Below are 25,791 nucleotides of genomic sequence, written 5' to 3'. Positions count from 1 at the left end.
GCCAGCTCAACTGGCGCGTTTCAGGCCCATCTGGTCGAGCAGCATCTTGCGCGCCTGATCGACGGTCAAAGGCTGCGAGAACAGGAAGCTCTGGGCGAACTCGCAGTTCAGCTGGCGCAGGAGATTGAGGTCGGACTCGGTCTCGATGCCCTCGGCGACCACCTTCAGCCCGAGATCATGGGCCATCGTCACGATCGAATTGAGGATGATCGGCCGCTGCGGCTGGGTGTTGTTGCGCAGAAACGACTGGTCGATCTTCAGCGTGTCGAACGGGAAGCGCATCAGATAGGCGAGCGACGAATAGCCGGTGCCGAAATCGTCGAGCGACAGGCCGACGCCGATTTCCCGGAGGCGCGCCAGGAGCTGCGCCGAGCGCTCGGGATTGTCCATGACCAGCGATTCGGTCAGTTCCAGCTTCAGCGATTCCGGCGGCAGCCGATAGCGAGACACGACGGTGCGAACGTCCGCAATCAGGTCCTGGCGGATCAGCTGCCGGCTGGAGATGTTGACCGAGACGAAGATCGTCTGATCGGATGTCATCAGGTGCCAGTCGCTGAGCCGCTTGGCTGCCTCTTCCAGCGCGAACTGCCCGAGTTGCACGATCAGGCCGGTGCTTTCGGCGATGGGCACGAATTCGCTCGGCGAGACGGCACCCCGGCGCGGGTGTTCCCAGCGCAGCAGCGCCTCGAAGCCCGCGACGGACTCGGTATCGAGGCGGACGATGGGCTGAAACGCCAGCGACAGCTCGTTGCGCTCGAATGCCCGCCTGAGGTCCGCCTCGAGCTGCAAGCGGCTCGATCCGATGGTCTTGTAGGCCGGGCGGAACGGCTCGATCCGGTCGCCGCCATAGCGCTTGGCCTGATACATGGCGAGCTCGGCTTCCTTCAACGCCTCGTTGGCCGTCGAGGCCTCGGTCCAGCCGGTCAGGCCGATCGAGCCGGTCAGCACGATCTCCCGGCCGGCGAAGGCGATCGGTGCCTTGATCGCCTCGCGCAGCGCCTCGGCAAAGCTGGCGACGGCGCCGACCTCGGTCTCCGACAGAAGGATCAGGCCGAACTGGTCGCTGCCGAGCCGCGCGAGGGAATCCTGCGGCTTAAGGATGCGCTTCAGCCGCCGTCCGACGGTGAGCAGGATCGTGTCGCCGGTGGCAATGCCGAAATCGTCGTTGACCTGCTTGAAGCGGTCGAGATCGATGAGGAACAGCGTCGGATGGACGTCCTCCCGCGTGTTCGACAGGACGCCGATCGCATCCAGCCGGTCCATGAACAGTTCGCGGTTGGGCAGGCCCGTCAGCTGGTCGTGCAGCGCGTCGTGGAGCAGCCGCTCCTCGGCCTTCTTGCGCTCCGTCACGTCCTTCAGCGTCCCGACGCAGCGCACCACCTCGCCGTCGCTGCCGAGCACCGGGCGGGCCCGCAGCGAGACCCAGTGATAATGGCCATCTTCGTCCCGCATCCGGAATTCCTGGGTGATCCGGCCGCGCCTGTGTTCCAGGATGGTGTCCAGTGTCAGCTTGAACCGGTCGCGGTCGTCCGGATGGAGGATCGGAAGCCAGTCGCGCGCGGGCCCGTTCATCGAGGCGATCGGCATCCCGGCCAGGGCATCGCCGTCGGCACCGGCAAAGATGCGGTCGCGGCTGACGTCCCAGTCGAACACCGCATCGCCCGTGCCGGACAGCGCCAGCGAGCGACGCTCCATGTCGGACAGAAGCCCGTGCGCGAAGCTGCCGCCGGCGAAGGCGTGCTGCATGACCGTGAAGCCGATCAGGAGCACGATCAGCACCAGCCCGCCGCCGAGTGCCGGCTGGATGATGTCGTTGTCGATCTGGCCGGTCACCGTCATCCAGCCCGCGAACAGCCAGAGCCCGATCAGGCACCAGGTCGGTATCAGCATGATCGCCCGGTCGAACCGCTTGAAGGACAGAAAGCCGATCAGGCCGAGGCCGGCGACCGCGGTGGCGGCCAGCGACAGGCGCGCGATGCCGGACGCCAGCTGCGGATCGAACGCCGCCATGGCGCCGAGACCGCCGAGGGCCGCCAGCCAGACCACCGTGAAGATCGACAGGACGCCGTGCCAACGGTTGAGATGGAGATAGGTGTAGAGGAACAGCACCAGCGTGAAGGCAAGTGCCACCTCGGTACTGGCGCGCCAGACCCGTTCCTGGCCGGGCAGGATCGGCACCAGCTTCTGCCAGAAATCGAAGTCGATGCAGATATAGGCGAGGACTGCCCAGGCGAGCGCGGCGGTCGCCGGGAACATCGCCGATCCCTTGACGACGAAGAGGATGGTCAGGAAGACCGCGAGCAGGCCGGCAATCCCGAGGACGATGCCGCGATAGAGGGTGAAGGCGTTGACCGTGTCCTTGTAGGCGTTGGGCTCCCAGAGCCGGATGTCCGGCAGGCTGCTCGCGGTCATCTCGGCGACGAAGGTCACCACCGCCCCGGGGTCGAGCGTGACCAGGAAGACGTCGGCTTCGGCACTCGGCTGGCGCTCGAGGGCGAAGCCCTGCGAGGGCGTGATCGAGGCGATGCGCTGCGAGCCGAGATCGGGCTGCCAGACGCCCGAGCCGACGAGCTGGAAATGCGGCGCGACGACGAGCCGGTCGAGCTGCTCGTCGGTGTTGTTGGCCAGCGCGAAGGTGGCCCAGAGGCCGGACGCCTGCGGCGACGTCGCCTCGATCTCGATCCGCCGCACGATGCCGTCGGCGCCGGGAACGGTGGAGACCTGGAAGCTACGTCCCTCGCCGCGGGAGATCTCCACGGCGGTCTGCATGTCGATCGCGGTGTCCTCGCGGGCGATGCTGACCGGCTCCAGCGCCCGTGACGGCATCGTCGTGGCGAGAAGCGCGATGAGAAACGCCATCACTGCCACTGCGATATTGCCGAATACCGTCATCGATCGCATGCGCGCGGCAGAGCCTCCTGGATGTCGGCGAAAATGCATGGCGAGCCTACGCTTCGCCCGTCCTGCTGGCACCAGCTCTGGACTGCGAACCCGACCATTCTTCGGCGAGAAGCGCGTAGAGATAATGATCCTCCCACCGGCCGGCGATCTTCAGGTAATTTCGCAGATGCCCCTCGCGGTGAAAACCGCATTTCTCCAGTAGCCTGATCGAGCGGGCGTTGGAAGGCAGGCAGGCCGCCTCGATCCGGTGCAGGGCCTGGATGTCGAAGACGAACAGCTTGATGGCCTCGACCGCGCGCTGCATCAGGCCGGCGCCGGCATAGCGCTGGCCGATCCAGTATCCGAGCATGCAGCTCTGCGCGACGCCACGTCGGATCAGACCGGCCGTGATGCCGCCATAGAGCGTCACGCCGTCGGCATCGAAGATGAAGAAGGTGAAGCTGGCGCCCTCGCGGGCTTCCAGCCCGTAGCGGCGCAGCCGCAACCGGTAGCTTTCCCAGGACAGTTCGTCCGCCATCCACAGCGGCTCCCATGGCCTGAGAAAGTCGCGGCTTTCGGCTCGCAGTTCCTTCCAGGCGACATAGTCGGTCCGGCGCGGCATGCGCAGCATGACGCCGTCACCCTCCAGGCTGGGAAACTGCGGTCCGTTGAGCAGGTCGAGGACGCTCATCGCGCTTCGCTCAGCGGCCCGCGGCGGCCCTGGCCACGCCGGCGCTCTCGCTGGTCAGGCGCCCGGCGATGTCCGCCTGGGCGGGCAGGCGCGACAACGGCCCGATGGCGGCGAGCGTCGGGTTGGTGCCGACGAACAGACGCTGGGCGAGATCGGCCAGCCGCGGCGCGTCGATGGCGTCAAGCCGGGCGATCAGCTCCTCGTTGGCGATGGTCTCGCCCTTGAACATCAGCTGCCGGGCGATCTGGCCGGCGCGCGCGGCGGGGCTTTCCTGCGACATCAAGAGGCTCGCCCGCATCTGGGCTCTCGCCCGCGTCACCTCTTCGGCGGTGATGTTCTCCGACGCCTTCAGCAGTTCGTCGACGATCACCGGCGCGAGTTCGGCAAGTTCTTCCTCCCCGGTCGCGGCATGGATGCCGAAGATGCCGCTGTCGGAGAAGCTCCAGTGGAAGGCGTAGATCGCGTAGCAGAGCCCGCGTTTCTCGCGGATCTCCTGGAACAGCCGCGAGGACATGCCGCCGCCGAGGATCAGCGACAGGATCTGCGAGGCGTAGAAATCGCGGGCGTAATAGGGCCGGCCCTCGAAGCCGAGCACCATCTGCGCGTCCTGGAGGTCGCGTTCCTCGCGGAACTCACCGCCGGTGTAGCTGGCGAGCGTGCGCGGCTGTGCCCGGTTCGGCAGCGGCGACACCGTGCCGGAACCGAAGGCCGCGGTCACCTGGTCGACGATCGCCTGGTGCGAGACCGCGCCCGCCGCAGAGATGATCATGTTGTTCGGCGCATAATGGCGGGCGAGATAGCGGCGCAGGTCATGCGGCTCGAAGGACTTCACCGTCTCGCGGCTGCCGAGGATCGGCCGGCCGATGATCTGGTCGCGAAACGCCGTCGCCTGGAAGTGGTCGAAGACGATGTCGTCGGGCGTGTCCTCGGCGGCGCCGAGCTCCTGCAGGATCACCTGCTGTTCGCGCTCGAGCTCCTGCTCGTCGAAGCGGGAATCGATCAGGATATCGGTGAGGATGTCGAATGCCAGCGGCACGTCGTCCTTGAGCACCCGCGCGTAATAGGACGTCGTCTCGACGCTGGTGGCAGCGTTCAGCTCGCCGCCGACATTCTCGATCTCCTCGGCGATCTGGCGCGCATTGCGCTGGCTGGTGCCCTTGAACGCCATGTGCTCGAGCAGATGCGCGATGCCGTGTTCGGCGGGCGCCTCGTCGCGGGCGCCTGCCTTCACCCAAATGCCAAGCGCGGCGCTCTCCAGGAGCGGCATCGTCTCGGTGGCGACCGTCAGCCCATTCGCGAGCCGCGTGACTTCGACGCTCAAGCGTCGGCTCCTTGGGTGACCGCGCGGGAACGCGCGAGTACGTACTGCTCGATCGCATCGATATCGTTGGGCAAGCGGTCCACTTTCTCGATCTTTTGCATCAGGTCGGCATGGCTTGGCGGCAGGGCCGGCGAGAGGCCGCAGGCCTTCTTGACGGCATCCGGGAATTTTGCCGGATGGGCGGTGCCGAGCGTGATCATCGGGGTTCCGGACATGTGGGTCTCGGCGACATGCACCCCGACGGCGGTGTGCGGGTCGAGGAGATAGGCGGTCGTCGCGAGCATCCGGCGGATGGTCTCGGCGGTTTCCGCCTCGTTCGTCGCCCCGGCGTCGAACTCAGCCCGAATGGCCGCGAGCACCGAGTCCGGTAGCTGGAAGCCGCCCGACTGGCCGAGCTGCTGCATCAGGCGCCGTACCAGATCGGCATCGCGGCCGCTCGCCTCGAAGATCAGCCGCTCGAAATTCGACGAGACCTGGATGTCCATCGACGGCGACATGGTGGCGTGGACGCCGCCGGTCTCGTAGCGGCCGCGATCCAGCGAGCGCACCAGGATGTCGTTCTCGTTGGTGGCGATGACCAGCCGCTCGATCGGCAGGCCCATGCGCCGCGCCCCGTAGCCGGCGAAGATGTCGCCGAAATTGCCGGTAGGCACGGTGAACGAGACGGTCCGGTCCGGTGCGCCGAGGCTGACTGCAGCGGTGAAATAATAGACGATCTGGGACATGATCCGGCCCCAGTTGATCGAGTTCACGCCGGACAGTGCCGCTTCCTGGCGGAAGCGCCTGTCGTTGAACATCGCCTTCACCAGCGCCTGGCAGTCGTCGAACGTTCCGTCCACGGCGACGGCATGGACGTTGTCCGCGCCCGACGTGGTCATCTGGCGCTGCTGCACCGGCGACACCCGGCCGTGCGGGAACAGGATGAACAGGTCTGTGCGGTGGCTGCCGGCAAAGGCGGCGATCGCCGCGCCGCCGGTGTCGCCCGACGTCGCGCCGACGACGGTCGCGCGCCGCCCACGCTCTGCGAGGACATGGTCCATCAGCCGCGCGATGAGTTGCATCGCGACGTCCTTGAAGGCCAGCGTCGGCCCGTGGAAAAGCTCCAGCACGAAATGCGCCGGCCCGACCTGCACCAGCGGCGCGACCGCCGGATGCGGGAAGGTGGCGTAGGCTTCGTCGACCATGCGCTTCAGGTCGGCGGGCGCGATATCCTCGCCGACGAAGGGCAGGAGAATGTCGTAGGCGACGTCGGCATAGGGCCGGCCGGCAAAGCCGCGAATGGCCGCGGCGTCCAGCGTCGGCCAGGTCTCGGGAACATACAGGCCGCCGTCACTCGCAAGACCCGCCATCAGGGCATCGGCAAATCCGAGGACCGGCGCTTCGCCTCGCGAACTCACGTATTTCACGTCGTCTCCACTTCGCATTCCGCTCGCATGAGGCTGGTGATCCGTCGCCTGTCGGGCGCCCTACCCGTCGCCTATCCGCGATCCGGCTGATATAGAACGGCGCGTCACAATAAGGGAAGAACCGAGCGATGCATATGGTGACTGCCCTCAGGGGCGCTATGGTCTGCGGCGCGATGGCGCTGCTGTCGGCGTGTTCCTCGAGCAATAACGGCGCGCAACTCGAGGCTGATGCCGGCGCCCTCGCGGCTCCGGGCGCTGCGACGGCGTGGGAGGCTGGATCGGAATCGCGCTTCTGTCCCCAGGTGACGCTTCGCGAAGGGACGGCGATCCTGCGCAAGAATGTTGGCGACGAGGTCGACTACGTCGCGTCCATCACCGAGGCGACGCGCGATTGCCGGATCGTCGATGGCCGCCTGCGCATGCAGGTCGGCGTGACAGGCCGTATCGTTCCGGGTGCCGCGGCGCAGGCCCGCGCGGTGAACCTGCCGATCCGGGTCGCCGTGCTGCTCGGCGAGGACGTGATCTACTCCGAGCTCGGGCGACAGGCCGTGTCGATCGCACCGGGGGGCGGGGCGAAGACCTTCCGTTATGTCGACCAGGGCATCGCCCTCGACCCCAGCGAGACCCGCGTGGTCATCTATGCCGGTTTCGACGAGGGGCCGCCGGAGTGATCCGGCGCACCGCGCCTGCCTGATCCGCACCGGCGGCGCGGCGCTGACGCCGCTGCGCCGCCTCAAGCGTCCGACCAGATCGCCAATGCCTCGACCACTGCCGGAAAATCCGCGAGCCGGCTGATCACGGTCTCGGCGCCCGCCTCGGCGAGCGCTTCAGCATGGCCGGCATAGCTGTGCCGGCCACCGGTGAAGCCGACGACGCGGCATCCCGCAGTGACGGCCGCGGTAACGCCATGCACCGAATCCTCGATCACGATGCTGGCCTTCGGGGCGACGGAAAACTGCTCGCAGGCGTAGAGGAAGACGTCGGGGGCGGGCTTGCCCTTCTTCGTTCCCACTTCGGTGGCGCTGAAGACGTTCGGCGCGAACTCGTCCCACAGGCCGACATGGTCGAGCATCAGCTCCAGCCGGCGCGTCGACGAATTCGAGCAGATGCAGCGCGGCAAGGTCAGCCGCTCGATCGCCTCACGGGCGCCGGGAACCTCCTCGACCTCGCTCTCCAGCCGTCGGTCGATTTCGGCATCGACCCTTGCTGCGAAATCCTTCGGGAACCGCGTGCCGGTCTCCTCCGCAAGCCGCGCCATGATCATCGGCCAGGTCAGTCCGGCAAAGCGCGTCGCGAAGTCGGCGGCCTCGATCTCAATCCCCTGTTCCTGCAGCATCTCGGTCTCCACCGCCGCGGCGATGATCTCCGAATCGACGAGCACGCCGTCACAGTCGAAGATCACGAGCAGGGGGTCGGCCATCATCAGCTCCACGCAGAAGGGGGGGTCGGGATCGCTCCGGCGCGGGCAAAAGGCGGCGGGCGATATGGTCCGCGTCGCCTAACACGCGGCGCCCGATCGGACAAAGCCACTATTTCACCGATTGTTTACGTCGTTCGGTAACCATGATGCCAGACGAGTACCCGCGTAACCGGTGGTGATCATGGCATACAAAAGCTCCGCGTCCCTTGCGACGTCCGTCGAGAACGATCGGTCCGAATGGCTCGACCGCATCCACAAGGGCCACTGCGTCGCCCGTATGGAAGCGCTGCCGGAAAATTCGGTGGACGTGATCTTCGCCGACCCCCCTTACAATCTGCAACTGGCAGGCGACCTGACGCGCCCCGACCAATCGAAGGTCGACGCGGTCGACGACGCCTGGGACCAGTTCGAAAGCTTCCAGGCCTATGACGCCTTCACCCGTGCCTGGCTCCTGGCGGCGCGGCGCGTGCTGAAGCCCAACGGCACGATCTGGGTGATCGGCTCCTACCACAACATCTTCCGCGTCGGCGCGGCGATGCAGGATCTCGGCTTCTGGATCCTCAACGACGTGGTCTGGCGAAAGACCAACCCGATGCCGAATTTCCGCGGCCGCCGGTTCCAGAACGCCCATGAGACGATGATCTGGGCATCGCGCGACCAGAACGCCAAGGCCTATACGTTCAACTACGATTCGATGAAGGCGGCCAACGACGACATCCAGATGCGCTCCGACTGGCTGTTTCCGATCTGCTCGGGCGGCGAGCGGTTGAAGGATGCCGATGGGCGCAAGGCGCATCCGACGCAGAAGCCCGAAGCGCTGCTCGCCCGCGTGCTCTTGTCCTCGACCAAGCCGGGCGACGTGGTGCTCGATCCATTCTTCGGCACCGGCACCACCGGCGCCGTCGCCAAGCGTCTCGGCCGCCATTACGTCGGCATCGAGAGGGAGGACGAATATATCGAGGTCGCCGAGGCGCGGATCGCCGCGGTCGAGCCGCTGGAAGCCCATTCGGTGCGGGCAGCGGTGAGCAAGCGCGCCGAACGCCGCGTGCCGTTCGTCAGCCTGGTCGAGGCCGGGCTGGTGCAGCCGGGCGCCGAACTCACCGACTCCCAGCGACGCTGGACGGCGCGGGTACGGGCCGACGGCACGATCGCCATCGGTGACGACGCCGCCTCGATCCACCGCATTGGGGCCCGGGTGCAGGGGCTCGACACCTGCAACGGCTGGACGTTCTGGCATGTTCGGACAGGCGAGGCGCTGACCTCGATCGACGACCTGCGCCGCACGATCCGCGACAGCCTCGGCGCCGTCGAGGCGTAAGGCGCCGAACCGGAACCTCAGCGCGGCAGCGTCGGCACGGGCAGGCCCCGTGCCGACAGGTCGCGCGCCAGGGCCTCGGCGGAGACGAAGTGGATGGCCTGCCAGCCCACTTCCCGCGCCCCCGCGACGTTGACCGGCGTATCGTCGATGAACAATGTCCGTGCCGGCTCCAGCGCGAAATCCGCGGCATGGCGGTGGTAGATCGCCGCGTCCGGCTTGATCAGCTGGATGTCGCCCGACACGGTGACGCCGCGGGTCTCGGTCAGGAACGGGAACTTCGCCTGCGCCTCGCAAAACGTGTCGGAGGCGAAATTGGTCAGCAGCGTCACGTCGATGCCGGCGGCGATGAGTTCGCGCATGATCGCGACGCTGCCGTCATGGGCATGCGGTACCATCATGTGCCAGTTGCGGCGGAAGGCCCGGATATCGTCTTCCCGGTCGGGATGGCGCGCGATCGCCTCGGCTTCGGCATCCGCCCACGGACGGCCGCGATCCTGCTCGAGGTTCCAGTCGTGCGAGCATACCTCGGCAAGAAAGTACGCCCGCTCGGTCTCGTCCGGAATGATCGTGCGATAGGGGATATGCGGATCGTAGTGGATCAGCACCTTGCCGATGTCGAAGACGATATGGTCGATGATCATGACGTGCCTGTTCAGAGGGTATCGGGGACGGCGGCGGCGAGCACCTTGCGCATCAGCGTCGGCAGCGCCTCGCTGTCCCACGCTTGCGGCGCCGACCACCAGCCCTCGCCCGGTGGATCCGTTTCGACCGCGGCGCGGTAGACGTCGAGCGCCAGCTTGAAATGGGTGAAGCCGTGGAAGACGGTGCCGCAGGCCTGCCAATCGGCGGGGAAGGGCGCGGCTGCGCTCCCGAGTGCCCCGTCCGAACGCGCGTTCCAGTTGCTGCTCGGCGGCTCGCTCATGCCGCCCAGCATGCCTGTCGTCGCCCGCTTGCGCAGCCATACGGCACCGTCGCTCCGCCGGATCGCGACGAAGGCGGCGCCGCGGCGGGAAGGCACCTCCGCCTTCGGCTTCTTGACCGGAAACATCTCCGGTCGGCCCTCGGCCGCCGCGCGGCAATGCGGGCGGATCGGGCAGAGAATGCAGCCTGGCCGGGTCGGCGTGCAGATCGTCGCGCCGAGATCCATCATCGCCTGCGCGAAATCACCCGGCCTGAGATTGGGCGTGAGTTCGCTCGTCCGGGCGCGTATCTCCTTCTTCCCGGCCGGGAGCGGCGTCTCGATGGCGAACAACCGGCTGACGACGCGCTCGACATTGCCGTCCACCACGGCGGCCGGCTCGTCGAAGGCGATGGCGGCGATCGCGGCGGAGGTGTATTCGCCGATGCCGGGCAGGGCGCGTAGCGTCGCGGCGGTGGTCGGGAACGCGCCGCCATGCTCGCTGGCCACCGTCCGCGCGCAGGCATGCAGGTTCCGAGCGCGGGCGTAGTAGCCGAGGCCGGCCCAGGCCCCGAGCACCTCGCCTTTGGGCGCTTCGGCGAGATCGGTGACGCCCGGCCAGCGATTGACGAAGCGGGCGAAGTAGGATTTCACCGTTGCGACGGTGGTCTGCTGCAGCATGATCTCGGACAGCCATATCCGGTACGGGTCCGGCAGGATTCCTGCAGCCCGCGCCTGCGGCGAGACGCGCCAGGGCAGCGTCCGGGCATGACGGTCGTACCATTCGAGCAGGTCAAGAGAGAGCGGAGGCGGGGCGATGGACATCGAGAGTTCCGGTTTGGCGCCGTTCTCTAGCCGCCAGCGCGCCTCATGGCGAGATGGCGCTGCCGCCAGGCCGACAAGGTCGCAGCCTCACCGCGCCCTTCAAGGCCTTCTTCGATGAGTGACACGCGCGGCCCGTCCTCGCGCTTTCCCCGGCGCGGCGTGCAGCCGATCGCCGACATTGTCGGTGGCGTCATGGATCCGATCCTGCGCCGCAAGGCCGGCATGACCATGGGGCTGATCTCCGCATGGGCCGAGATCGCCGGGGCGCGGCTGCATGACGTCACGCGGCCCGAGCGCCTGGTCTGGCCCGCCCAGCGCAGCGACACCGACCCGTTCGAGCCGGCGACGCTGATCGTCGCCTGCGAGGCGGCGGCGGCGCTGCGGCTGCAGCACCAGACCAGCGAATTGATCGGGCGGGTCAATGCCTTCTTCGGCTTTTCCGCCGTCGACCGGATCAAGATCGTTCAAAAATCCGTCACCCCGGACAAGGTGGACCGTCGGCCGGCGCTGCGCGACCTCGTCGCGGGCGAGCCGGAACGGATCGAGGCGATGGTCTCGCGGATCGAGGATCCCAAGCTGCGCAACGCCTTGCGGGAATTTGCCAAGGCCTCGCTGCGGCGATCGAGGCGCGACGCCGAGTAACCGGCGCGCCCAGCCGTCCTCACTCGGCGAGTTGGAAATGCCGCATTTCTCCCGTACATCGACGGGGAACGCTGTCTCTTGCCGTGAAGGTCGCTTCCTTATGACGAAACAGAACTCTGCCGCCCGCACCCGTTCCGTGACCCTTCCGAGGGCAGCGCTGCTCCTCTCGGGCGCATGTCTGCTGGCCTTCGCGGGCTGCACCGACGAGGTCGACAGCGCGGCAGCGGACGCGATCGCCGCGCCGCAGGGCGTCGTCCAGATGGCGCAGGCCGAGACCGCGCCGGCCGAGGCTCCGGCGACGCAGGCCGTCACGCCGGCTGCCGAGGCGCCCGCCGCCTCGGGCTCGGCCGATGTCGAGGCGCTGATGGAAGAGGGGCCGCTCCCCGATGTGATCATCGGCGACGCGAATGCGCCCGTCACGATCATCGAATACGCCTCGATGACCTGCAGCCACTGCGCCGATTTCCACGCCAATGCCTATCCGGCGATCAAGCAGCAGTACATCGACACCGGCAAGGCGAAGCTGATCCTGCGCGAGTTCCCTTTCGACCCGCGCGCGCTGGCCGCGTTCATGCTGGCGCGCTGCACCGCCGACGACGCAAGGCGGACCGCGATGATCGACGTGCTGTTCGACCAGCAGGGCGAGTGGGCGCGGGCGGAGAACGCGTCTGCCGCGCTGCTGAACATCGCCAAGCTCGCCGGGATGAGCCAGGACGAGTTCACCACCTGCCTGAACGACAAGGAACTGCAGGAGAAGATCGTCGAGACGCAGCAGCGCGGCCAGGCCGAGTTCGGCGTCGAGGCGACCCCGACCTTCTTCGTCAACGGCGACAAATATTCGGGCTCGCTGTCGCCCGAGCAGATGGCTGCGGTGATCGAATCCCACCTCTAGCGTCTTATCGCTGCGAGCCGGCATCGGGCCGGCTCGCAGCCTGATCCCGGCCGCCCTCGGCGGATCGGCTGTTTTTGCATTGCAGCAATTGGCGTTGCGCCTATCTTCTTCTAGACGTGGGCGGTCCGGGAGAGGCACCCCCGTACGGGAGGCAGTCTGCAGCATTCGATGCCCAAGCGAATTTTCCATTTCAGACGCGGCACGGCGGATCGGCCGGCCGACGCCGCCGAGGCGTTGGGGTTGAAGGGTGCGAACCTCGCCCTCCTGGCTTCGCTCGACCTGCCGGTGCCGCCCGGTTTCACCATCGCGACCTCGGCATGGCGCGAGGCCATCGGCGTCGGCGAGGACCTGCCGCAGGCGCTGCGGGCCGATCTGCGCGGCGCCATCGAGGATCTCGAGGCCGTCACCGAGCGGCGGTTCGGCGGCGATCGCCGCCCGCTGCTGCTGGCGGTGCGCACCAGCGCCCGCTCGCAGATGCCCGGCATCGCCGAAAGCGTGCTCGACGTCGGGCTGAACGACCGCACGGTCGACGTGCTGGCCGCCGAACTCAACGATTTCTCCTTCGCCTATCGCAGCTACCGGCGCTTCATCGAGAGCTTCGCCGTCCTGGTCTTCGGCGCCGACCCTTCGGAGCTGGAGGAAATCTTCGATGCCGAGCGCGAACGTGCCGGCTGGGGCGAAGAGCCCTGCTCGGTGGCGGAGTGGCGCGCGCTGATCGCCCGCTATCAGGCCTATCTCGACGACGAGATCGGTCTCGTCCTGCCGCAGACGCCGCTGGAGCAGCTCTACGGCGTCGTCGAGGCCAGCTTTGCCAGCTGGCGCCGTCCGGTCGCCGTCGCGCACCGGGTCCTGCATGGCATCCCGGAGAATGCCGGCCTCGCCGTCACCGCCCATGCGATGATCTTCAACGAGCGCAACCTGAATTCCGGCACCGGCCGGGCGCTCTCCCGGCACCTGCAGAGCGGCGAGTCGCGGCTTTCCGGCGAGTTCTGGCTCGGCTCGCATCGCCAGCAGGAAATCGGCGGCCGGCCGCCGGTCATCGACCTGGCGGAACAGGAAGGCGCGGCAGCGTTTCCTGCCGACATCGACGAACTGACCGGTTTCGTCCGCCGCATCGAGGCGCATGTCGGCGACGCCGTCGAGGTCGAGTTCATGGTCGGCGACGGCGAGCTCTTCCTGATGCAGTCGCGGCTGGCGCGGCGAACGCCGGCGGAAGCCATCCGCGTCGCCGTGGAACTGGTGAAGGAAGGGCTGATCGAGGAAGCCGAGGCGATCCTGCGGATCGACCCCGCCTCGCTCGACCAGCTGCTGCATCCGACGATCGAGCGCTCGTCGGATCTCGTCGTGCTGGCGCGCGGCATGCCCGCCTCGCCGGGCGCGGCGACGGGCGAGATTGCGTTTACCGCAGAGCGTGCGCAGGAGATGGTCAACGAGGGGCGGGCGGTCATTCTCGTCCGCACCGAGACCTATCCGGAAGACATCCACGGCATGCATGTCGCCGAAGGCGTCCTGACCATCCGTGGCGGCACCACGAGCCATGCCGCCGTCGTCGCACGCGGCATCGGCAAGCCCTGTGTGACCGGAGCGAGCTCGCTGCGCATCAACGCAGCCAACCGGACGCTGCACGCAGGAGACCTCGTGCTGCACGAAGGCGACCGCATCACCATCGATGGCGCCTCGGGCGAGGTGATCGAGGGCGCGGTGACATTGCAGCGCCCCTCGCTTACGGGCGACTTCGCGACGCTGATGGAATTTGCCGACCGGGCGCGCCGCATGCGGGTGCGCACCAATGCCGAGACGCCGATCGAGGCGCGCTCGGCGCGGGCCTTCGGCGCCGAGGGCATCGGGCTCTGCCGCACCGAGCACATGTTCTTCGAAGGCGACCGGATCCGCGCCATGCGCGAGATGATCCTCGCCAGCGACGAGGCGGGACGCCGTGAGGCGCTGGCCAAGCTGCTGCCGATCCAGCGTTCGGACTTCATCGAGCTGTTCGAGATCATGGCCGGCCTGCCGGTGACGATCCGCCTGCTCGATCCGCCGCTGCACGAGTTCCTGCCCAAGAGCGACACCGAGATCGCCGAGACCGCGGCGACGCTGCATGTCGAGGAGGCGGTGCTGAAGCAGCGCATCGCGGCGCTGGAAGAGTTCAACCCGATGCTCGGCCATCGCGGCTGCCGGCTCGCCATCTCCTATCCCGAGATCGTCGAGGTGCAGGCGCGGGCGATCTTCGAGGCGGCGATCGAGGCGGGCGAGAAGACCGGCGACGCAGTGGTGCCGGAGATCATGGTGCCGCTGGTCAGCCTCCGGCGCGAGCTCGACTTCGTCAAGGACCGCATCGACAGGGTCGCGGCGCAGGTGATGGCCGAGCGCGGCCGCACCGTCACCTACCAGGTCGGTACGATGATCGAGCTGCCGCGCGCCATCGTGCGGGCCGACTCGATCGCGGAAGTCGCCGACTTCTTCTCCTTCGGCACCAACGACCTGACCCAGACAGTCTACGGCATCTCCCGCGACGACGCCGGCAACTTCCTGTCGACCTATATGCGCGAGGGCATCATCGAGCGCGATCCGTTCCAGACGATCGACGTCGAGGGCGTCGGCGAGCTCATCGCCATGGGCGTCGAGAAGGCGCGGCGGACGCGGCCGGACATTTCGCTCGGCGTCTGCGGCGAGCAGGGCGGCGATCCCGCCTCCATCGCGTTCTTCGAGCAGACCGGGCTCGACTACGTCTCGTGCTCGCCCTTCCGCGTGCCGATCGCGCGGCTGGCCGCGGCGCAGGCGGCCATCCGCGCCCAGCGCGGCGGGCAGCGGGGCAGGGGCCGGCGCCAGGAGACCTGACCGCCGGCCGCGCTATCGTCGGCCATCATACTACAAATAGTAGAAATAGATCGCGATCGAGCTGGCGATGCCGACGATGATGTTCATCGGCACGCCGATCTTGATGAAATCCATGAACTTGTAGTTGCCGGCCGCATAGACCAACGTGTTGGTCTGGTAACCGATCGGCGTCGCGAAGGACGCCGAAGCGCCGAACATCACCGCCACGACGAGCGCCCGCGGATCGATTCCCACCGACGCAGCGAGTGCGATGGCGATCGGCGTGACCACCACCGCGACGGCGTTGTTGGTCACGATCTCCGTCATGATCGACGATACCGCATAGATGATCAGGATGACGACCAGCGGCGAGGCGCCCGACAGCAGCGGCGCGAGGCCGCCGACCATCAGTTCCACCGCGCCGGTGTTCTGCATGCCGATGCCGATCGCCAGCATGGCGAAGATCAGGATCAGGATGTCGCCGTTGATCGAGCGCCACGCCTCGTCCGCATCGAGGACGCGGATCAGCAGCAGCCCCGCGATAGCGATGAAGGCGAGCATCTGGATGCTGGCGATGCCGAATGCCGCGAGGACGACGACGCCGAGCAGCGCGCCGATGGCGATTGGCGCCTTGCGCCGGCGATAGGGCCGCGCCTGGCTGAGATCGATGCCGATGAGATCGTTCGCCTCGGCGATGCGCGCGATTGCCTCGGGTCGTCCCTCGAGCAGCAGCCCGTCGGCTGGCCGCAGCTTCGTGTCGTAGAGCGAGGGGCCGGGCACGTGCCGGTGCCGCCGGACGCCGAGGACGTGCACGCCCGAGCCCGAGATTCCGACGAGATCGGAGATCTGCCGGCCGATGCCCCGCCGGTGCGCCGCGACCGTCGCCTCGACGACGACCCGCTCGTCATCCTTGGCCGCCGACGCTGCGACCCGCGCAACGCGGAAGTTCTCGTCGGCATGCAGCGTCAGCAGTTCCTCGGGGCTGGCGAACATCACGATCCGGTCGCCCTTCTGGATCGTGACCTCCTCGACGCCCTTGCGCGTCGTCTCCGAGCCGCGCCGAAGCGCCAGCGGGCGGATGCCCCGCGCGCTGAAGGCAGAGGCAGCCCCGACGGTCTCGCCGATTGCCGGCGCACCCTCCCGCACCACGACCTCGGTGAAATACTCATTGCCGCTGCCGTCATCGAGTGCGTCTGCCGCCGACGTGCGGTCCGGCAGCAGGAAGCGGCCGACCACGAGAAGATAGATGACGCCGGTGATCGCCGTAACGATGCCGATCGGGGTGATCTCGAAGATCGAGAAGGCCGCGAGCCCCTGGTCGCGGGCGACACCGTCGACCAGGAGATTGGTCGAGGTGCCGATCAGCGAGCAGGTGCCGCCAAGGATCGTCAGGAAGGACAGCGGGATCAGGAGCCGCGTCGAGCTGACCCCGAGCGCGCGGCCGAGTTCCGTCATGATCGGGATGAAGACGATGACCACCGGGGTGTTGTTCATGAACGCCGAAGCGACCAGGACGCCGGTGCCGAGAACGACCAGCGTCGCCACGGGGCGTACTCCGGCGCTCTTCACCAGCCAGCTCGCCGCGCCTTCCAGCGTGCCCGTTCGCACCAGCGCGCCCGACAGCACGAACATCGCCGCGATGGTGATCGGCGCGGGGTTGGCAAAGACCGAGGTGAGTTCGTCGCCGTCGATATAGCCCAGGATGAGGAACGCCACCGCACCGCCCGTTGCGATGACCTCCGGCGGATAGGCTTCCATCGCGAAGCCGAGAAACACCAGGCCCACGATCGCCAGCGCGATGAAGGCGGAATAATCCGTCAGGAAGCTGTCCATGGGAACCGGTCGATGAGAGCTCGAAGACGCGGCAATTGCGAAGCCTGCGGTCTTTGGCAAGGGCTGGTCCGGGACGCTTCTTTAGCCGGACCCCGTGCGCTGTGGACCAAGCGCCTGGCGGCAACCGGTCTGCGCCGGTGATCGCCAGGGAATTAAATCGATCGTCGACGGACCGCAGCCTCGGTTCGAACGCTGCGCGGTGGCGGTTCCGAGGCTAGGCGGTGCCTTCCGCGCCGGCAAGGCCGAAGGGCAGGTCGTCGCGGATTCGCGTGAGGACGCCGACGAAGGCGCGGGCGAAGCCGTGGAAGCGGTCGCCGATCTCCTCGCGACCCGACACGCGGATGTTGTCGGCATCGGCGTTGAGAACGGCGAAGACGATGGTGTCGCGATCCGTGCCTTCGATGCGCACGGCGGCGATGCGGGAGGCGTCATCGAGCGTCCCGTCGGCGGGAATGTCGAAGAGAAGTTCGCCGCCGACGACGGCGGCCGCGGCGCGCACGCAAGTCTCGAAATCGCTCTGGGTGAGATCCTGCATGTCGAGCGCGAGTTCGAGCTCGACCGCCTCGAACGTGTCGGCAATTGGGTCCTGCCCGGCGTCGATGTCGGCTTCCATACGCATCGGGCGCTCCTCGGTAGATCCTTGTCCCATGGGGTACGGTGCCGCCGCGAAGCGGCCGAACTGTGGCAACGGGCCGCAAGTTGCCGGCAACTGGACAAGGCGCCGATCGTTGCCGACAGTAGCGACGCCCGGGGAGGGGCGCGTTGCATTGCCGGGAGGAAAGACATGCAGGGTCTGATGCAGCCATGGCCGCTGCTGTGCTCGAAGGTCATCGATCACGCGGCGATCCAGCACCCGCACCGTGAAATCGTCAGCCGTTCCGTCGAGGGGCCGATCCATCGCACCGACTATCGCACCGTCCGGAGCCGTTCGCTGCGCCTTGCCAAGCGCCTCGATCGCGAGGGGATCGGGCTTGGCGATCGCGTCGCGACCATGGCCTGGAACACCTGGCGGCATCTCGAGTGCTGGTACGGGATCGTCGGTATCGGCGCCGTCTACCACACGCTGAACCCGCGATTATTCCCCGAACAGATCGCCTGGATCATGAACGACGCCGAGGACCGGCTGCTGTTCGTCGACCTGACCTTCCTGCCGATCGTCGAGGCGATCGCGCCGCAGCTGGCGAGCCTCGAGAAGATCGTCGTGCTGACCGACGCGGCGCACATGCCCGAGAGCTCCCTCGCCAATCTCGCCTGCTACGAGGACTGGCTGGCCGAGGCCGACGACGACTTCGCCTGGAAGGCGTTCGACGAGAACACCGCAGCCGGCATGTGCTACACGTCCGGGACGACTGGACACCCCAAGGGCGTCGTCTATTCGCACCGCTCCAACATCCTGCATTCGATGCTCGCCCAGCAACCGGACGCGATGGGGCTCTCCTCGCGCGACGTCGTGCTGCCGATCGTGCCGCTGTTCCACGCCAATGGCTGGGGTCTCGCCTTCACCTGCCCGATGGCCGGTGCGGCGATGGTGATGCCCGGACCGAAGATGGATGGCGCCTCGGTCTCCGAGATGCTGGTCTCGGAGAAGGTGACGTTCAGCGCCGCCGTGCCAACGGTCTGGCTGATGCTGCTGCAGCATCTGGAAAAGCACGGCGGGGCCTTGCCGGACCTTAACCGAGTGGTGATCGGCGGCTCGGCCTGCCCGCGCGCCGTCACCCAGAAGTTCCAGGACGATTACGGTGTCCAGGTCATCCATGCCTGGGGGATGACCGAGATGAGCCCGCTCGGCACGCTCTGCACCATCAAGCCCGAATACGCCGGGCTCGAGGGCGACGCGCTGCTCGACCTGGAGATGAAGCAGGGCCACCCGCCCTTCGGCGTCGAAATGAAGGTGACGGACGACTCCGACGCAGACACGCCATGGGACGGCAGGACCTTCGGCCGCCTCAAGGTGCGCGGGCCTTCGGTCGCTGCTTCCTACTACAAGGGCACCGGCGCCGAGGCGTTCGGCGCCGAAGGCTGGTTCGACACCGGCGACGTCGCCCATATCGACCCGCACGGCTACATGCAGATCACCGACCGCGCCAAGGACGTCATCAAGTCCGGCGGCGAGTGGATCTCGACGATCGATCTCGAGAATCTCGCGGTCGGGCATCCGGATGTCGCCGAGGCAGCGGTGATCGGCCTGCCGCATCCGCGCTGGGACGAGCGGCCGCTGCTGGTGATCGTGCCGAAGGAGGGGCGGGACCCCGGGAAAGCAGAAATTCTCGGTTTTCTGGAAGGCAAGGTCGCCAGCTGGTGGATGCCGGACGACGTCGTGTTCGTCGAAGCGATCCCGCATACCGCCACCGGAAAGATCCAGAAGATGGCGCTGCGCGAGCAGTTCCGGGGCTACAGCCTGCCCTCCGCCTGACAGCCGCCGGGGCTTCCGCCTTAGGCCAGCGGTGGGCTATGATCGGCGGCGACATCGAAGGGTGCGGTCATGAGTTCTGTCTACGGGCGCCTGCCGGTTTCGGGTCACTATCTGCGCAAGCGCCTGCGCTATGCCAGCTTCGCACGCCGGCTTGCCGCCTTCGCGCTGGTCCTGCTCGTCGCCGCGATGGTGATCTACCGGCTGGGCGCGATCGCGCCGCAGGCGCTGATCGGGCTGCTGCTGCTGGTCGCGGGGGTGGCAAGCGTCGCCCTCCTCATCTCGGTCGTCGGGCTGATCCGGGTCTGGTATCGCGGCGTCGATGGCGGTCGCACCGCGATGAGCGCCTGTTTCCTGTCGCTCGTGGCGCTGTTTCCGTTTGCGCTCGTCACCTATCTTGCTTTCATCAATCCGCGCGCCAATGCCGCCTATACCGAAGCGCTGGCCCCCGACGGCGTCGCGGCGGCGGCCGTGACCCAACCCCCCACCGGCTGGCGGTCGTTCTTCGCCGCTCCGGCCGCGCCGGAGCAGCCGAGCATCGTCAGCGGCCGGCGCTATGTCGCCGAGGCACCACGGGTCTTCCAGACGGCGCGGATGGTGGTCGAGGATTCCGGCTGGCAGATCGGGGAAATCGTCGTCGGCGATCCGTCGCTGCCGGCGCCGCCCGAGCCCGCCGAGGGCGATCTGGGGATCAGCGGGCTGACGGGCATTCCGATCCCGACGCCGCGCGATAGCATCGACCTGGAAGCGGCCGCCGATCCCTACGCCGTGCCGGAAAGCGACCAGTACCGGATCGAGGCCGTGGCACGCGACCTCCTGTTCGGCCTTCCGAGCGACATGGTCATCCGCATCGCCGCCGATGACGGCGACACCTATGTCGACATGCAGTCGATGTCGCGTTCCACCGGCATCGATCTCGGCGAAAACCGGCGCATCATCGAGGGGTTCCTCGCCGATCTCGACACCGCGATGGCGGGCCTCGAGACAATCGCCGCCGGCGAATGAGCAGCCTTTGGTGGGTCTCCGGGCCGGATCGTCAGGTCGGCGTGTAGGCGCTTGTCAGCGACGCGAGCCCCGGGGTCGCGGCCATGCCCCGCGCCACCAGATCCTCTAGATGCGCCAGCACCGACAGGCCTGCGGCGGGATGAAGCCTTGGGTCTACGTCCCGGTACAGCGCCGCGACGATCTGGGTTATATGCCGGTCGCCGGCCGCCAGCCGCGCCATGATCGCTGCTTCCCGCCCGTGCCGATGGTCGATCAGGCCGCGGACGAAAGCCGCCGGGCTTTCGACGACCCCGCCATGGCCCGGCAGATAGACCCGTTCGTCGCGTGCCAGGAGTCGGTAGAGCGAGCGCATGTAGTCCCGCATCGAGCCGTCGGGCGGCGCCACCACCGTCGTCGACCACGCCATGACGTGATCGCCAGACAGGAGCACGCCGTCCGTGCCGATGGCAAAGGCGAGATGGTTGGCCGCGTGGCCGGGCGTGGCGATCGCCGTGACCGCGACCCCACCGAGCGTCAGGGGCTCGTCGTCGTCGAGCACGCGGTCGAAGGCGATGCTCATGTCGGCGCTGGCTTCCATGCGCCCGGCTTCGTCGGCCAGCATCGGCCGGGCCGGGCGGTGGGGACCGCCGCCGATCACCGGCGCGAAGGTCTCGGCCTGCAGCCGTCCGACCGAGCCGGTATGGTCGCGATGCGTATGGGTGAGGAGGATCGCGTCGACCGGCCGGCCGCCGATGGCCGCAGCCAGGGCCACGGCATGCTCCGGCTCGTCCGGTCCCGGATCGACCACGAAGCAGCCGTTCGCGCCGCCGATCACGTAGCTGTTGGTGCCACGAAAGGTGAAGGGTCCCGGATTGCGGGCCGTCACCCGCAGGATGCCGTCGGCCACAGCCACCGCCCTGCCATAGGCCGGATCGAACTGCTTCTCGAAGGAAAGCATCGGCACATCCCTGCCAGGCTCTGAATTCTTAACGCCGAGCCCTAGACGGCCCGATCCCCGAACGCCAGACGTTGCTCCGCCTGCACGTCCTGCAAAGGACCAGAGCCAGGCCGCGCGCGCCAAGAGCGGGGTGGTGCGACGGGCACCCTGCCGACACGGCGGACCCAGCGAGTTATGACGATGCCGCGTACGCGGCAATCGTTGCACGGCGATCCGCCAGACGCTATAGCACGGCACGCAGCGCGCATTGGGGCGTCGCCAAGTGGTAAGGCAGCGGCTTTTGGTGCCGCCATTCGCAGGTTCGAATCCTGCCGCCCCAGCCAGCCGGTCTTCGGCATTTCCCTGACATGCAAGGCCGCCGGGGAAACTCACGAAGTTTCAGCAGCTTATCCGTCATCTTGCCGCTGGTAGCGCAGTCTCTCCGGCCAGTTTAGCGCGTTTCCACGCGATGGTTGCCGGACTTTCTCCGTTGGCCAAATTCCCGACATGCTCGCGGAATGGTGCAAGAAAATGCTCAACGCGTGAGTTGCCTGGCACTTTGCTGGAGCCCCGAACGAGAAAAGCCGCCGATGGCAGGCGGCGGCTTCTGTACTTCGGATGCTAGTGAGTTGTCAGTCGAGCAGGATCGCGCGCTGCTCGTTCCAGTCGAGGGGCAGGGGGCGCGAAGCCTTCAATCGTTCAGGCGTCAGCGTGACAGGCTGCCTGCCCGTGACGATCATCTCGGTGATGTCGGGAGCGAGGAAGGCCAGCGACATGTTGCGGCTGACATGGGAAACCTGTTGGCGATCTTGCTTGGCAATCGCGGCGACAGTCGCTACCCGGCCAGAGCGCAGATCGTCGAACCAGCGATGGCCGTCATGGACGAGACGAACGAGATCGCCATCGGGTGAACGCGTCTTGCTGGTCACCTCGCCGAGGATGAGCCGTACCTGCTTGCCAGAGCGCTTTAGCTGCATCGGGACGATGATCTCGATCGGCTCATCGTCGTCCTTCAGATCTGCGCTGCGGCCGGGCTCGGCGATTCCCAACGCCGCAGCCAGCGCCTCGCGATTGATGTCGAGGACGACGCTGTTCTGCCCCAGCTCGATCCGCTGGATGAACGCAGCGACTGCCTTCGGCCCAGTGTCTTTGCTGGCGCCCGCCTGCTGCTTGTCGATGGCCAGAGCCAGACGTTTACCTGTCTCGATCGTCTTCGTTAGATGGGTGAGGTCGGCAACGCCAGCGATGGTAGCCAGCCACTGTGGATCGCTCAGGTGGCCAGCGAGGGTGGTGAAGACAAGTTTCTCGATGTCCGGCGCGGGCACGCGCATGCCTTTGTCATCGCTGCCTCGCACGAGGGGACGTGTAGTAGCGGTAGCGGCGCCCTGCTTTGACGGCATATGTCGGGCTCATCCTGTTGCCGCTGCGATCAAACAGCAGACCACCCAAGGGTGCCGAGGCCCCGCGCGATCCAATGCCACGCCGCCTTCTTTGGTCCCCCAGGCGTGACGGCACCTCGTTCCAGAGCTTCTCGCCGATGATCGCCGCGTGTTCGCCCTGATGAACCTCACCCCGATGCTCGATCTCGCCGCGATACAGGCGGTTGCGAAGAATCTGGTAGAGCGCGCCGCGGCTGAGGCTGGAGCCGCCCATCTCCTTGCCGTCGCCGAAGCGGCGGCGCTTCGAGACGATGCCATCGGCGTCGAGGGATCGTTTGAGGTCGGCAATCGAGCCGACCTCTAGATAGCGCCGAAAGATCTCCCGAACGATATTGGCCTCAGGCTCGTTGATGACCAGCTTTCGGTCGATGCCGTCATAGCCGAGCGGCGGTAGGCCGCCCATCCACATGCCGCGCCGCTTTGATAGGGCGATCTTGTCCCTGATGCGCTCGCCCGCCACCTCGCGCTCGAACTGGGCGAAGGAAAGAAGCACGTTGAGCGTCAGTCTACCCATCGAGGTCGAGGTATTGAATGACTGGGTAACAGAGACGAACGAGGTGCCGTGCGCGTCGAACAGCTCGGTTAGCTTGGCGAAGTCGGCAAGCGATCGCGTCAGCCGGTCGACCTTGTAGACGACCACGATGTCGATGAGACCGCCGCGCACGTCCTCCAGCAGGCGCTTGAGGGCAGGGCGCTCCATTGATCCGCCTGAAAGGCCCCCATCGTCATAAGCCTCCGGCAGCAGGCGCCAACCTTCATGGGTCTGGCTCGAGATAAAGGCTTCGCAGGCGTCCCGCTGAGCGTGGAGCGAGTTAAAGCTCTGCTCGAGGCCTTCTTCGCTGGATTTGCGCGTATAGACGGCGCAGCGCAGCTTCGGGCGCCGTCCCTGGGTCGGAGACGTCTCAGTCCGAGCCATGCTTGCTCTCCCGCGCTACAGTCAATCCGAAGAAGGCAGGGCCAGACCATCTTGTGCCGGTTATCTCCCTGGCGATGGCGCTGAGCGACCTGTAGGTTCGGCCACGATAGAGATATCCGCCAGACCCGTCGGCAGCGACCTCGATTGTCCGTCCCTGCCACTGCCGAACGAAGCGCGTGCCCGCCTTCACACGGCGATCGATGCGAGCCCGCTCTACCTTCTTCGTTGTCCTGCCGCACGTAAGGGCGGCGCGAGTAATGGCGGAAAGGCCGCCGATGGCGTTCTCCTGCAGCCGGTAGGCAATTGCCTGGATGAGAAGCTCGCGGCTCATACGGATAGGGGCCTCGGTGCCGTAAAGCTCGAGCCACCGGCTGCGAAGCAAGCCGAGGTCAAGGACCGGCGAGGCCTCCGATCTCCTTCTGGATCTTGAGATCATTCACCGCCGCCGCCTCAGACTGCGATCCTGTAACGGCGGATGCCGTCAGCCTTCTCGCTGGCGACGTTCAGCCCATGCTTCTTCCTGAGCGCCCCGGAGAGAAAGCCGCGCACCGAGTGTGCCTGCCAGCCGGTCGCCGCCATTAGGTCCGGAAGAGCAGCGCCCGCTTCACGTCGGAGCAGTTCAACAATGGCTGCGCCCTTCGTGCCATCCCGAAAGGCGGCACCGGGCGTTGCGCTGTTGCTCCTAGCGACCTCCTCGCTGACCTGCGATGCGGTATCCGGGGCATCTGCATCGGCGACCGGCCCTCCTGGCGATTTGATGTTCGTCTGCTCGGTCGGCTCGGATACGCCGATGGCGGATAGTCCTGCCGGCGTGATCGTGAGGGTCAGCCGCTGGCCCTGATCGCCGCGCGCCCACTCGTGATCATCGGAACGGGCAGTCCCCTCCTGGACAAGCCGTCGCCGCAGCAGCGACTTGAGCGCTCGCTTGGCCGTGCCGCCTTTGTTGCCGATGCCCTTTGGCAGTGGGAGAACGCGCCCCTCGGTGTGCCGAGCCGCCTGGCTGAGGATGACAAGGTGGGTATCAAGGACAGCGAGGCCGACGGTGAAGCGTTCGAGGCTGCGCTCGACGCAGCGCTGTTCAAAGAGCCGGGATCGGCGGAAACGTTCTTACGCGCCTACATCGAGCCCCAACTGGCCGAGATCGAGAACGCGCCGCAGCACGTCTACTGGTTGGACGAAAAGCCCGCCTTCCACGATCTGCGCCCGACGCTGCCGATGGAGTGGCTAGAGCGCTTCCCGCAAATATCTCAGGAGGCGATGCGTCCGCTGTTCGGCATGGCGTCGAGGTACGGGCGACGGGAAGACCTGGTTGCGCTCATAGACCGGCGTTGCGCAGATCCTCTGGTTGATAGCGGTAAGGAAACCGAGCAGGACAAGCGTGCACGCGGTCGCCGAAAATTCTGGCAGCTCAATGCCGTGCTTTATCAGACGCCAGGTCATGAGGCGGCGTGGCAGGAACTCAAAACCGATCCGCAGGCGGTCTTCGGTTTCGAAGGCCGCATCGGTCGAATGTATGGACGCGAAGGTGACGATCATGCGCCAATAGCGGCGGAGACCATATACAAGATCATGGATGCATTCGTGCCGGTCTGGCCGAAGGTTCATCTGCCGAGCAGCTGGGGCTCGGGCGATCCCGAAGACCAAACTGCTTATCGTTTCCTGCGCGACTGCATCTGGAAGATCGCGGAAGATGCGCCAGTGCGCGGGATCGAGGTGCTCGAATGGATGCTGCCCGATGTGCGTTTTGCGGATTACCGCGAGGCGATGCTGACGATGCGCGCTGAAGCCCAGCGAAAACTCGCGCTTCAGGATTTCAGGGCACCGCGTCCGTCGGAGATCCACAAACTTCTCGAAGAAAACGACGTGGCATTGACCTGCCACTGAGCTGTCATCCAGCGGCAATTAGAGCCTCGGCGATTTCTGTTACGCCGTGGGGGGCGGGGTGAGCAACCGGCGGAGGCGCGGAGCCTTCATCGAGCGAAGCGTCGGAGCCGGTTGCGGTGAGGGTTCCGGCGAAGGCCGCCGGGGTCTGGTATCCGAGCGAGGAATGCGGTCTCGCAGTGTTGAAGTCCTGCCGCCATTCGGCGATGGCGCTGCGGGCGTGATCGAGGCCGAAGAACAGGCTCTCATTCAGGAGTTCGTCGCGCATCCGGCCGTTGAAG

The 25,791-nt window shown here is 66.9% G+C and carries 23 protein-coding genes and 1 tRNA gene; 9 read left to right on the top strand and 15 right to left on the bottom strand.

Annotated features, from left to right (window positions below; all coding sequences use genetic code 11):
- Nucleotides 1-6: 6 nt before the first annotated feature.
- The 4 genes from GTW51_RS04490 to thrC are packed head-to-tail and all read right to left on the bottom strand — an operon-like array spanning nucleotide 7 to nucleotide 6,298.
- A complete protein-coding gene (locus tag GTW51_RS04490) occupies nucleotides 7-2,901 on the bottom strand; it encodes an EAL domain-containing protein (RefSeq protein WP_425483226.1) in 2,895 nt (964 codons plus the stop codon).
- A 46-nt stretch (nucleotides 2,902-2,947) separates the two neighbouring features.
- Nucleotides 2,948-3,571: a GNAT family N-acetyltransferase gene (locus tag GTW51_RS04485; protein ID WP_163042711.1), complete on the bottom strand. Its 624-nt coding sequence runs from the start codon at nucleotides 3,569-3,571 to the stop codon at nucleotides 2,948-2,950.
- Between the two features lie 10 nt (nucleotides 3,572-3,581).
- A complete protein-coding gene (locus GTW51_RS04480; protein WP_163042710.1) occupies nucleotides 3,582-4,892 on the bottom strand; it encodes a M16 family metallopeptidase in 1,311 nt (436 codons plus the stop codon).
- Nucleotides 4,889-6,298, bottom strand: coding sequence for a threonine synthase (thrC, locus tag GTW51_RS04475; protein ID WP_163042709.1), 1,410 nt, complete (start codon nucleotides 6,296-6,298; stop codon nucleotides 4,889-4,891). Before thrC ends, GTW51_RS04480 begins: the two co-directional genes overlap by 4 nt.
- Nucleotides 6,299-6,426: 128 nt before the next feature.
- On the opposite strand from thrC, the gene GTW51_RS04470 reads away from it, so the two are divergent.
- Nucleotides 6,427-6,969, top strand: coding sequence for a hypothetical protein (locus GTW51_RS04470; protein ID WP_163042708.1), 543 nt, complete (start codon nucleotides 6,427-6,429; stop codon nucleotides 6,967-6,969).
- 62 nt (nucleotides 6,970-7,031) lie between these two features.
- On the opposite strand, the gene GTW51_RS04465 is transcribed toward GTW51_RS04470, so the two are convergent.
- Nucleotides 7,032-7,718, bottom strand: a complete 687-nt coding sequence (locus GTW51_RS04465; protein ID WP_163042707.1) for an HAD family hydrolase — start codon at nucleotides 7,716-7,718, stop codon at nucleotides 7,032-7,034.
- A 181-nt stretch (nucleotides 7,719-7,899) separates the two neighbouring features.
- Between GTW51_RS04465 and GTW51_RS04460 the strand changes: the two genes are divergently transcribed.
- The gene (locus GTW51_RS04460; protein WP_163042706.1) at nucleotides 7,900-9,036 is read left to right on the top strand and encodes a site-specific DNA-methyltransferase; all 1,137 of its coding nucleotides are present in this window, start codon (nucleotides 7,900-7,902) and stop codon (nucleotides 9,034-9,036) included.
- A 17-nt stretch (nucleotides 9,037-9,053) separates the two neighbouring features.
- Here GTW51_RS04460 and GTW51_RS04455 read toward each other — a convergent pair whose 3' ends face one another.
- Together GTW51_RS04455 and mutY are read right to left on the bottom strand one after the other, a co-directional pair.
- The gene (locus GTW51_RS04455; protein WP_163042705.1) at nucleotides 9,054-9,677 is read right to left on the bottom strand and encodes an HAD family hydrolase; all 624 of its coding nucleotides are present in this window, start codon (nucleotides 9,675-9,677) and stop codon (nucleotides 9,054-9,056) included.
- Nucleotides 9,678-9,688: 11 nt separating this feature from the next.
- The gene (gene mutY, locus GTW51_RS04450) at nucleotides 9,689-10,759 is read right to left on the bottom strand and encodes an A/G-specific adenine glycosylase (RefSeq protein ID WP_163042704.1); all 1,071 of its coding nucleotides are present in this window, start codon (nucleotides 10,757-10,759) and stop codon (nucleotides 9,689-9,691) included.
- A 114-nt stretch (nucleotides 10,760-10,873) separates the two neighbouring features.
- Here mutY and GTW51_RS04445 point away from each other — a divergent pair, with 114 nt between their 5' ends.
- The 3 genes from GTW51_RS04445 to ppdK all read left to right on the top strand — a co-directional run bounded on the left by GTW51_RS04445 (nucleotide 10,874) and on the right by ppdK (nucleotide 15,131).
- The gene (locus GTW51_RS04445) at nucleotides 10,874-11,401 is read left to right on the top strand and encodes a DUF721 domain-containing protein (RefSeq protein WP_163042703.1); all 528 of its coding nucleotides are present in this window, start codon (nucleotides 10,874-10,876) and stop codon (nucleotides 11,399-11,401) included.
- 100 nt (nucleotides 11,402-11,501) lie between these two features.
- Nucleotides 11,502-12,293 (top strand): DsbA family protein, encoded by a 792-nt coding sequence (locus tag GTW51_RS04440; protein ID WP_163042702.1) that lies wholly within the window; start codon nucleotides 11,502-11,504, stop codon nucleotides 12,291-12,293.
- Nucleotides 12,294-12,461: 168 nt separating this feature from the next.
- Nucleotides 12,462-15,131 (top strand): pyruvate, phosphate dikinase, encoded by a 2,670-nt coding sequence (gene ppdK / locus GTW51_RS04435; protein WP_163042701.1) that lies wholly within the window; start codon nucleotides 12,462-12,464, stop codon nucleotides 15,129-15,131.
- A gap of 30 nt (nucleotides 15,132-15,161) precedes the next feature.
- Here ppdK and GTW51_RS04430 read toward each other — a convergent pair whose 3' ends face one another.
- Both GTW51_RS04430 and GTW51_RS04425 read right to left on the bottom strand, forming a co-directional pair.
- Nucleotides 15,162-16,943 (bottom strand): SLC13 family permease, encoded by a 1,782-nt coding sequence (locus tag GTW51_RS04430; RefSeq protein ID WP_163042700.1) that lies wholly within the window; start codon nucleotides 16,941-16,943, stop codon nucleotides 15,162-15,164.
- A 214-nt stretch (nucleotides 16,944-17,157) separates the two neighbouring features.
- Complete coding sequence (locus tag GTW51_RS04425; protein ID WP_163042699.1) at nucleotides 17,158-17,562, bottom strand: hypothetical protein; 405 nt, start codon at nucleotides 17,560-17,562, stop codon at nucleotides 17,158-17,160.
- 165 nt (nucleotides 17,563-17,727) lie between these two features.
- Between GTW51_RS04425 and GTW51_RS04420 the strand changes: the two genes are divergently transcribed.
- Together GTW51_RS04420 and GTW51_RS04415 are read left to right on the top strand one after the other, a co-directional pair.
- Nucleotides 17,728-19,356, top strand: a complete 1,629-nt coding sequence (locus tag GTW51_RS04420; RefSeq protein WP_163042698.1) for a long-chain-fatty-acid--CoA ligase — start codon at nucleotides 17,728-17,730, stop codon at nucleotides 19,354-19,356.
- 69 nt (nucleotides 19,357-19,425) lie between these two features.
- A complete protein-coding gene (locus tag GTW51_RS04415; RefSeq protein ID WP_163042697.1) occupies nucleotides 19,426-20,358 on the top strand; it encodes a DUF1499 domain-containing protein in 933 nt (310 codons plus the stop codon).
- Nucleotides 20,359-20,389: 31 nt separating this feature from the next.
- Here GTW51_RS04415 and GTW51_RS04410 read toward each other — a convergent pair whose 3' ends face one another.
- Complete coding sequence (locus tag GTW51_RS04410; RefSeq protein WP_163042696.1) at nucleotides 20,390-21,295, bottom strand: MBL fold metallo-hydrolase; 906 nt, start codon at nucleotides 21,293-21,295, stop codon at nucleotides 20,390-20,392.
- A gap of 248 nt (nucleotides 21,296-21,543) precedes the next feature.
- On the opposite strand from GTW51_RS04410, the gene GTW51_RS04405 reads away from it, so the two are divergent.
- Nucleotides 21,544-21,618: transfer RNA gene (locus GTW51_RS04405), tRNA-Gln, on the top strand.
- 288 nt (nucleotides 21,619-21,906) lie between these two features.
- On the opposite strand, the gene GTW51_RS23840 is transcribed toward GTW51_RS04405, so the two are convergent.
- Genes GTW51_RS23840 through GTW51_RS24310 form a run of 4 tightly spaced genes read right to left on the bottom strand, consistent with a single transcriptional unit; the run spans nucleotide 21,907 to nucleotide 24,388 of the window.
- Nucleotides 21,907-22,605 (bottom strand): hypothetical protein, encoded by a 699-nt coding sequence (locus tag GTW51_RS23840; RefSeq protein ID WP_163042695.1) that lies wholly within the window; start codon nucleotides 22,603-22,605, stop codon nucleotides 21,907-21,909.
- A 7-nt stretch (nucleotides 22,606-22,612) separates the two neighbouring features.
- The gene (locus GTW51_RS23835; protein ID WP_163042694.1) at nucleotides 22,613-23,629 is read right to left on the bottom strand and encodes a recombinase family protein; all 1,017 of its coding nucleotides are present in this window, start codon (nucleotides 23,627-23,629) and stop codon (nucleotides 22,613-22,615) included.
- Entirely contained in the window at nucleotides 23,616-24,065 is a 450-nt protein-coding gene (locus tag GTW51_RS04390) for a DUF2924 domain-containing protein (protein WP_163042693.1), read from the bottom strand. The genes GTW51_RS23835 and GTW51_RS04390 overlap by 14 nt, the downstream gene beginning before the upstream one ends.
- A gap of 14 nt (nucleotides 24,066-24,079) precedes the next feature.
- Nucleotides 24,080-24,388 (bottom strand): DUF3489 domain-containing protein, encoded by a 309-nt coding sequence (locus tag GTW51_RS24310; protein WP_343033923.1) that lies wholly within the window; start codon nucleotides 24,386-24,388, stop codon nucleotides 24,080-24,082.
- A 99-nt stretch (nucleotides 24,389-24,487) separates the two neighbouring features.
- Between GTW51_RS24310 and GTW51_RS04380 the strand changes: the two genes are divergently transcribed.
- The gene (locus tag GTW51_RS04380) at nucleotides 24,488-25,513 is read left to right on the top strand and encodes a hypothetical protein (protein ID WP_246232636.1); all 1,026 of its coding nucleotides are present in this window, start codon (nucleotides 24,488-24,490) and stop codon (nucleotides 25,511-25,513) included.
- Between the two features lie 4 nt (nucleotides 25,514-25,517).
- Here GTW51_RS04380 and GTW51_RS04375 read toward each other — a convergent pair.
- Nucleotides 25,518-25,791, bottom strand: a 274-nt coding sequence (locus tag GTW51_RS04375) for an integrase core domain-containing protein (protein WP_163042692.1), incomplete at its 5' end; no start/stop codon positions are given.

Origin of the sequence: Aurantimonas aggregata (assembly GCF_010500835.1) — a bacterium.
In the GTDB taxonomy this organism is placed as follows: Bacteria; Pseudomonadota; Alphaproteobacteria; order Rhizobiales; family Rhizobiaceae; genus Aurantimonas; species Aurantimonas aggregata.
Note: the sequence above shows the minus strand (reverse complement) of the source record. Positions and strands in the feature narration are given on the sequence as shown.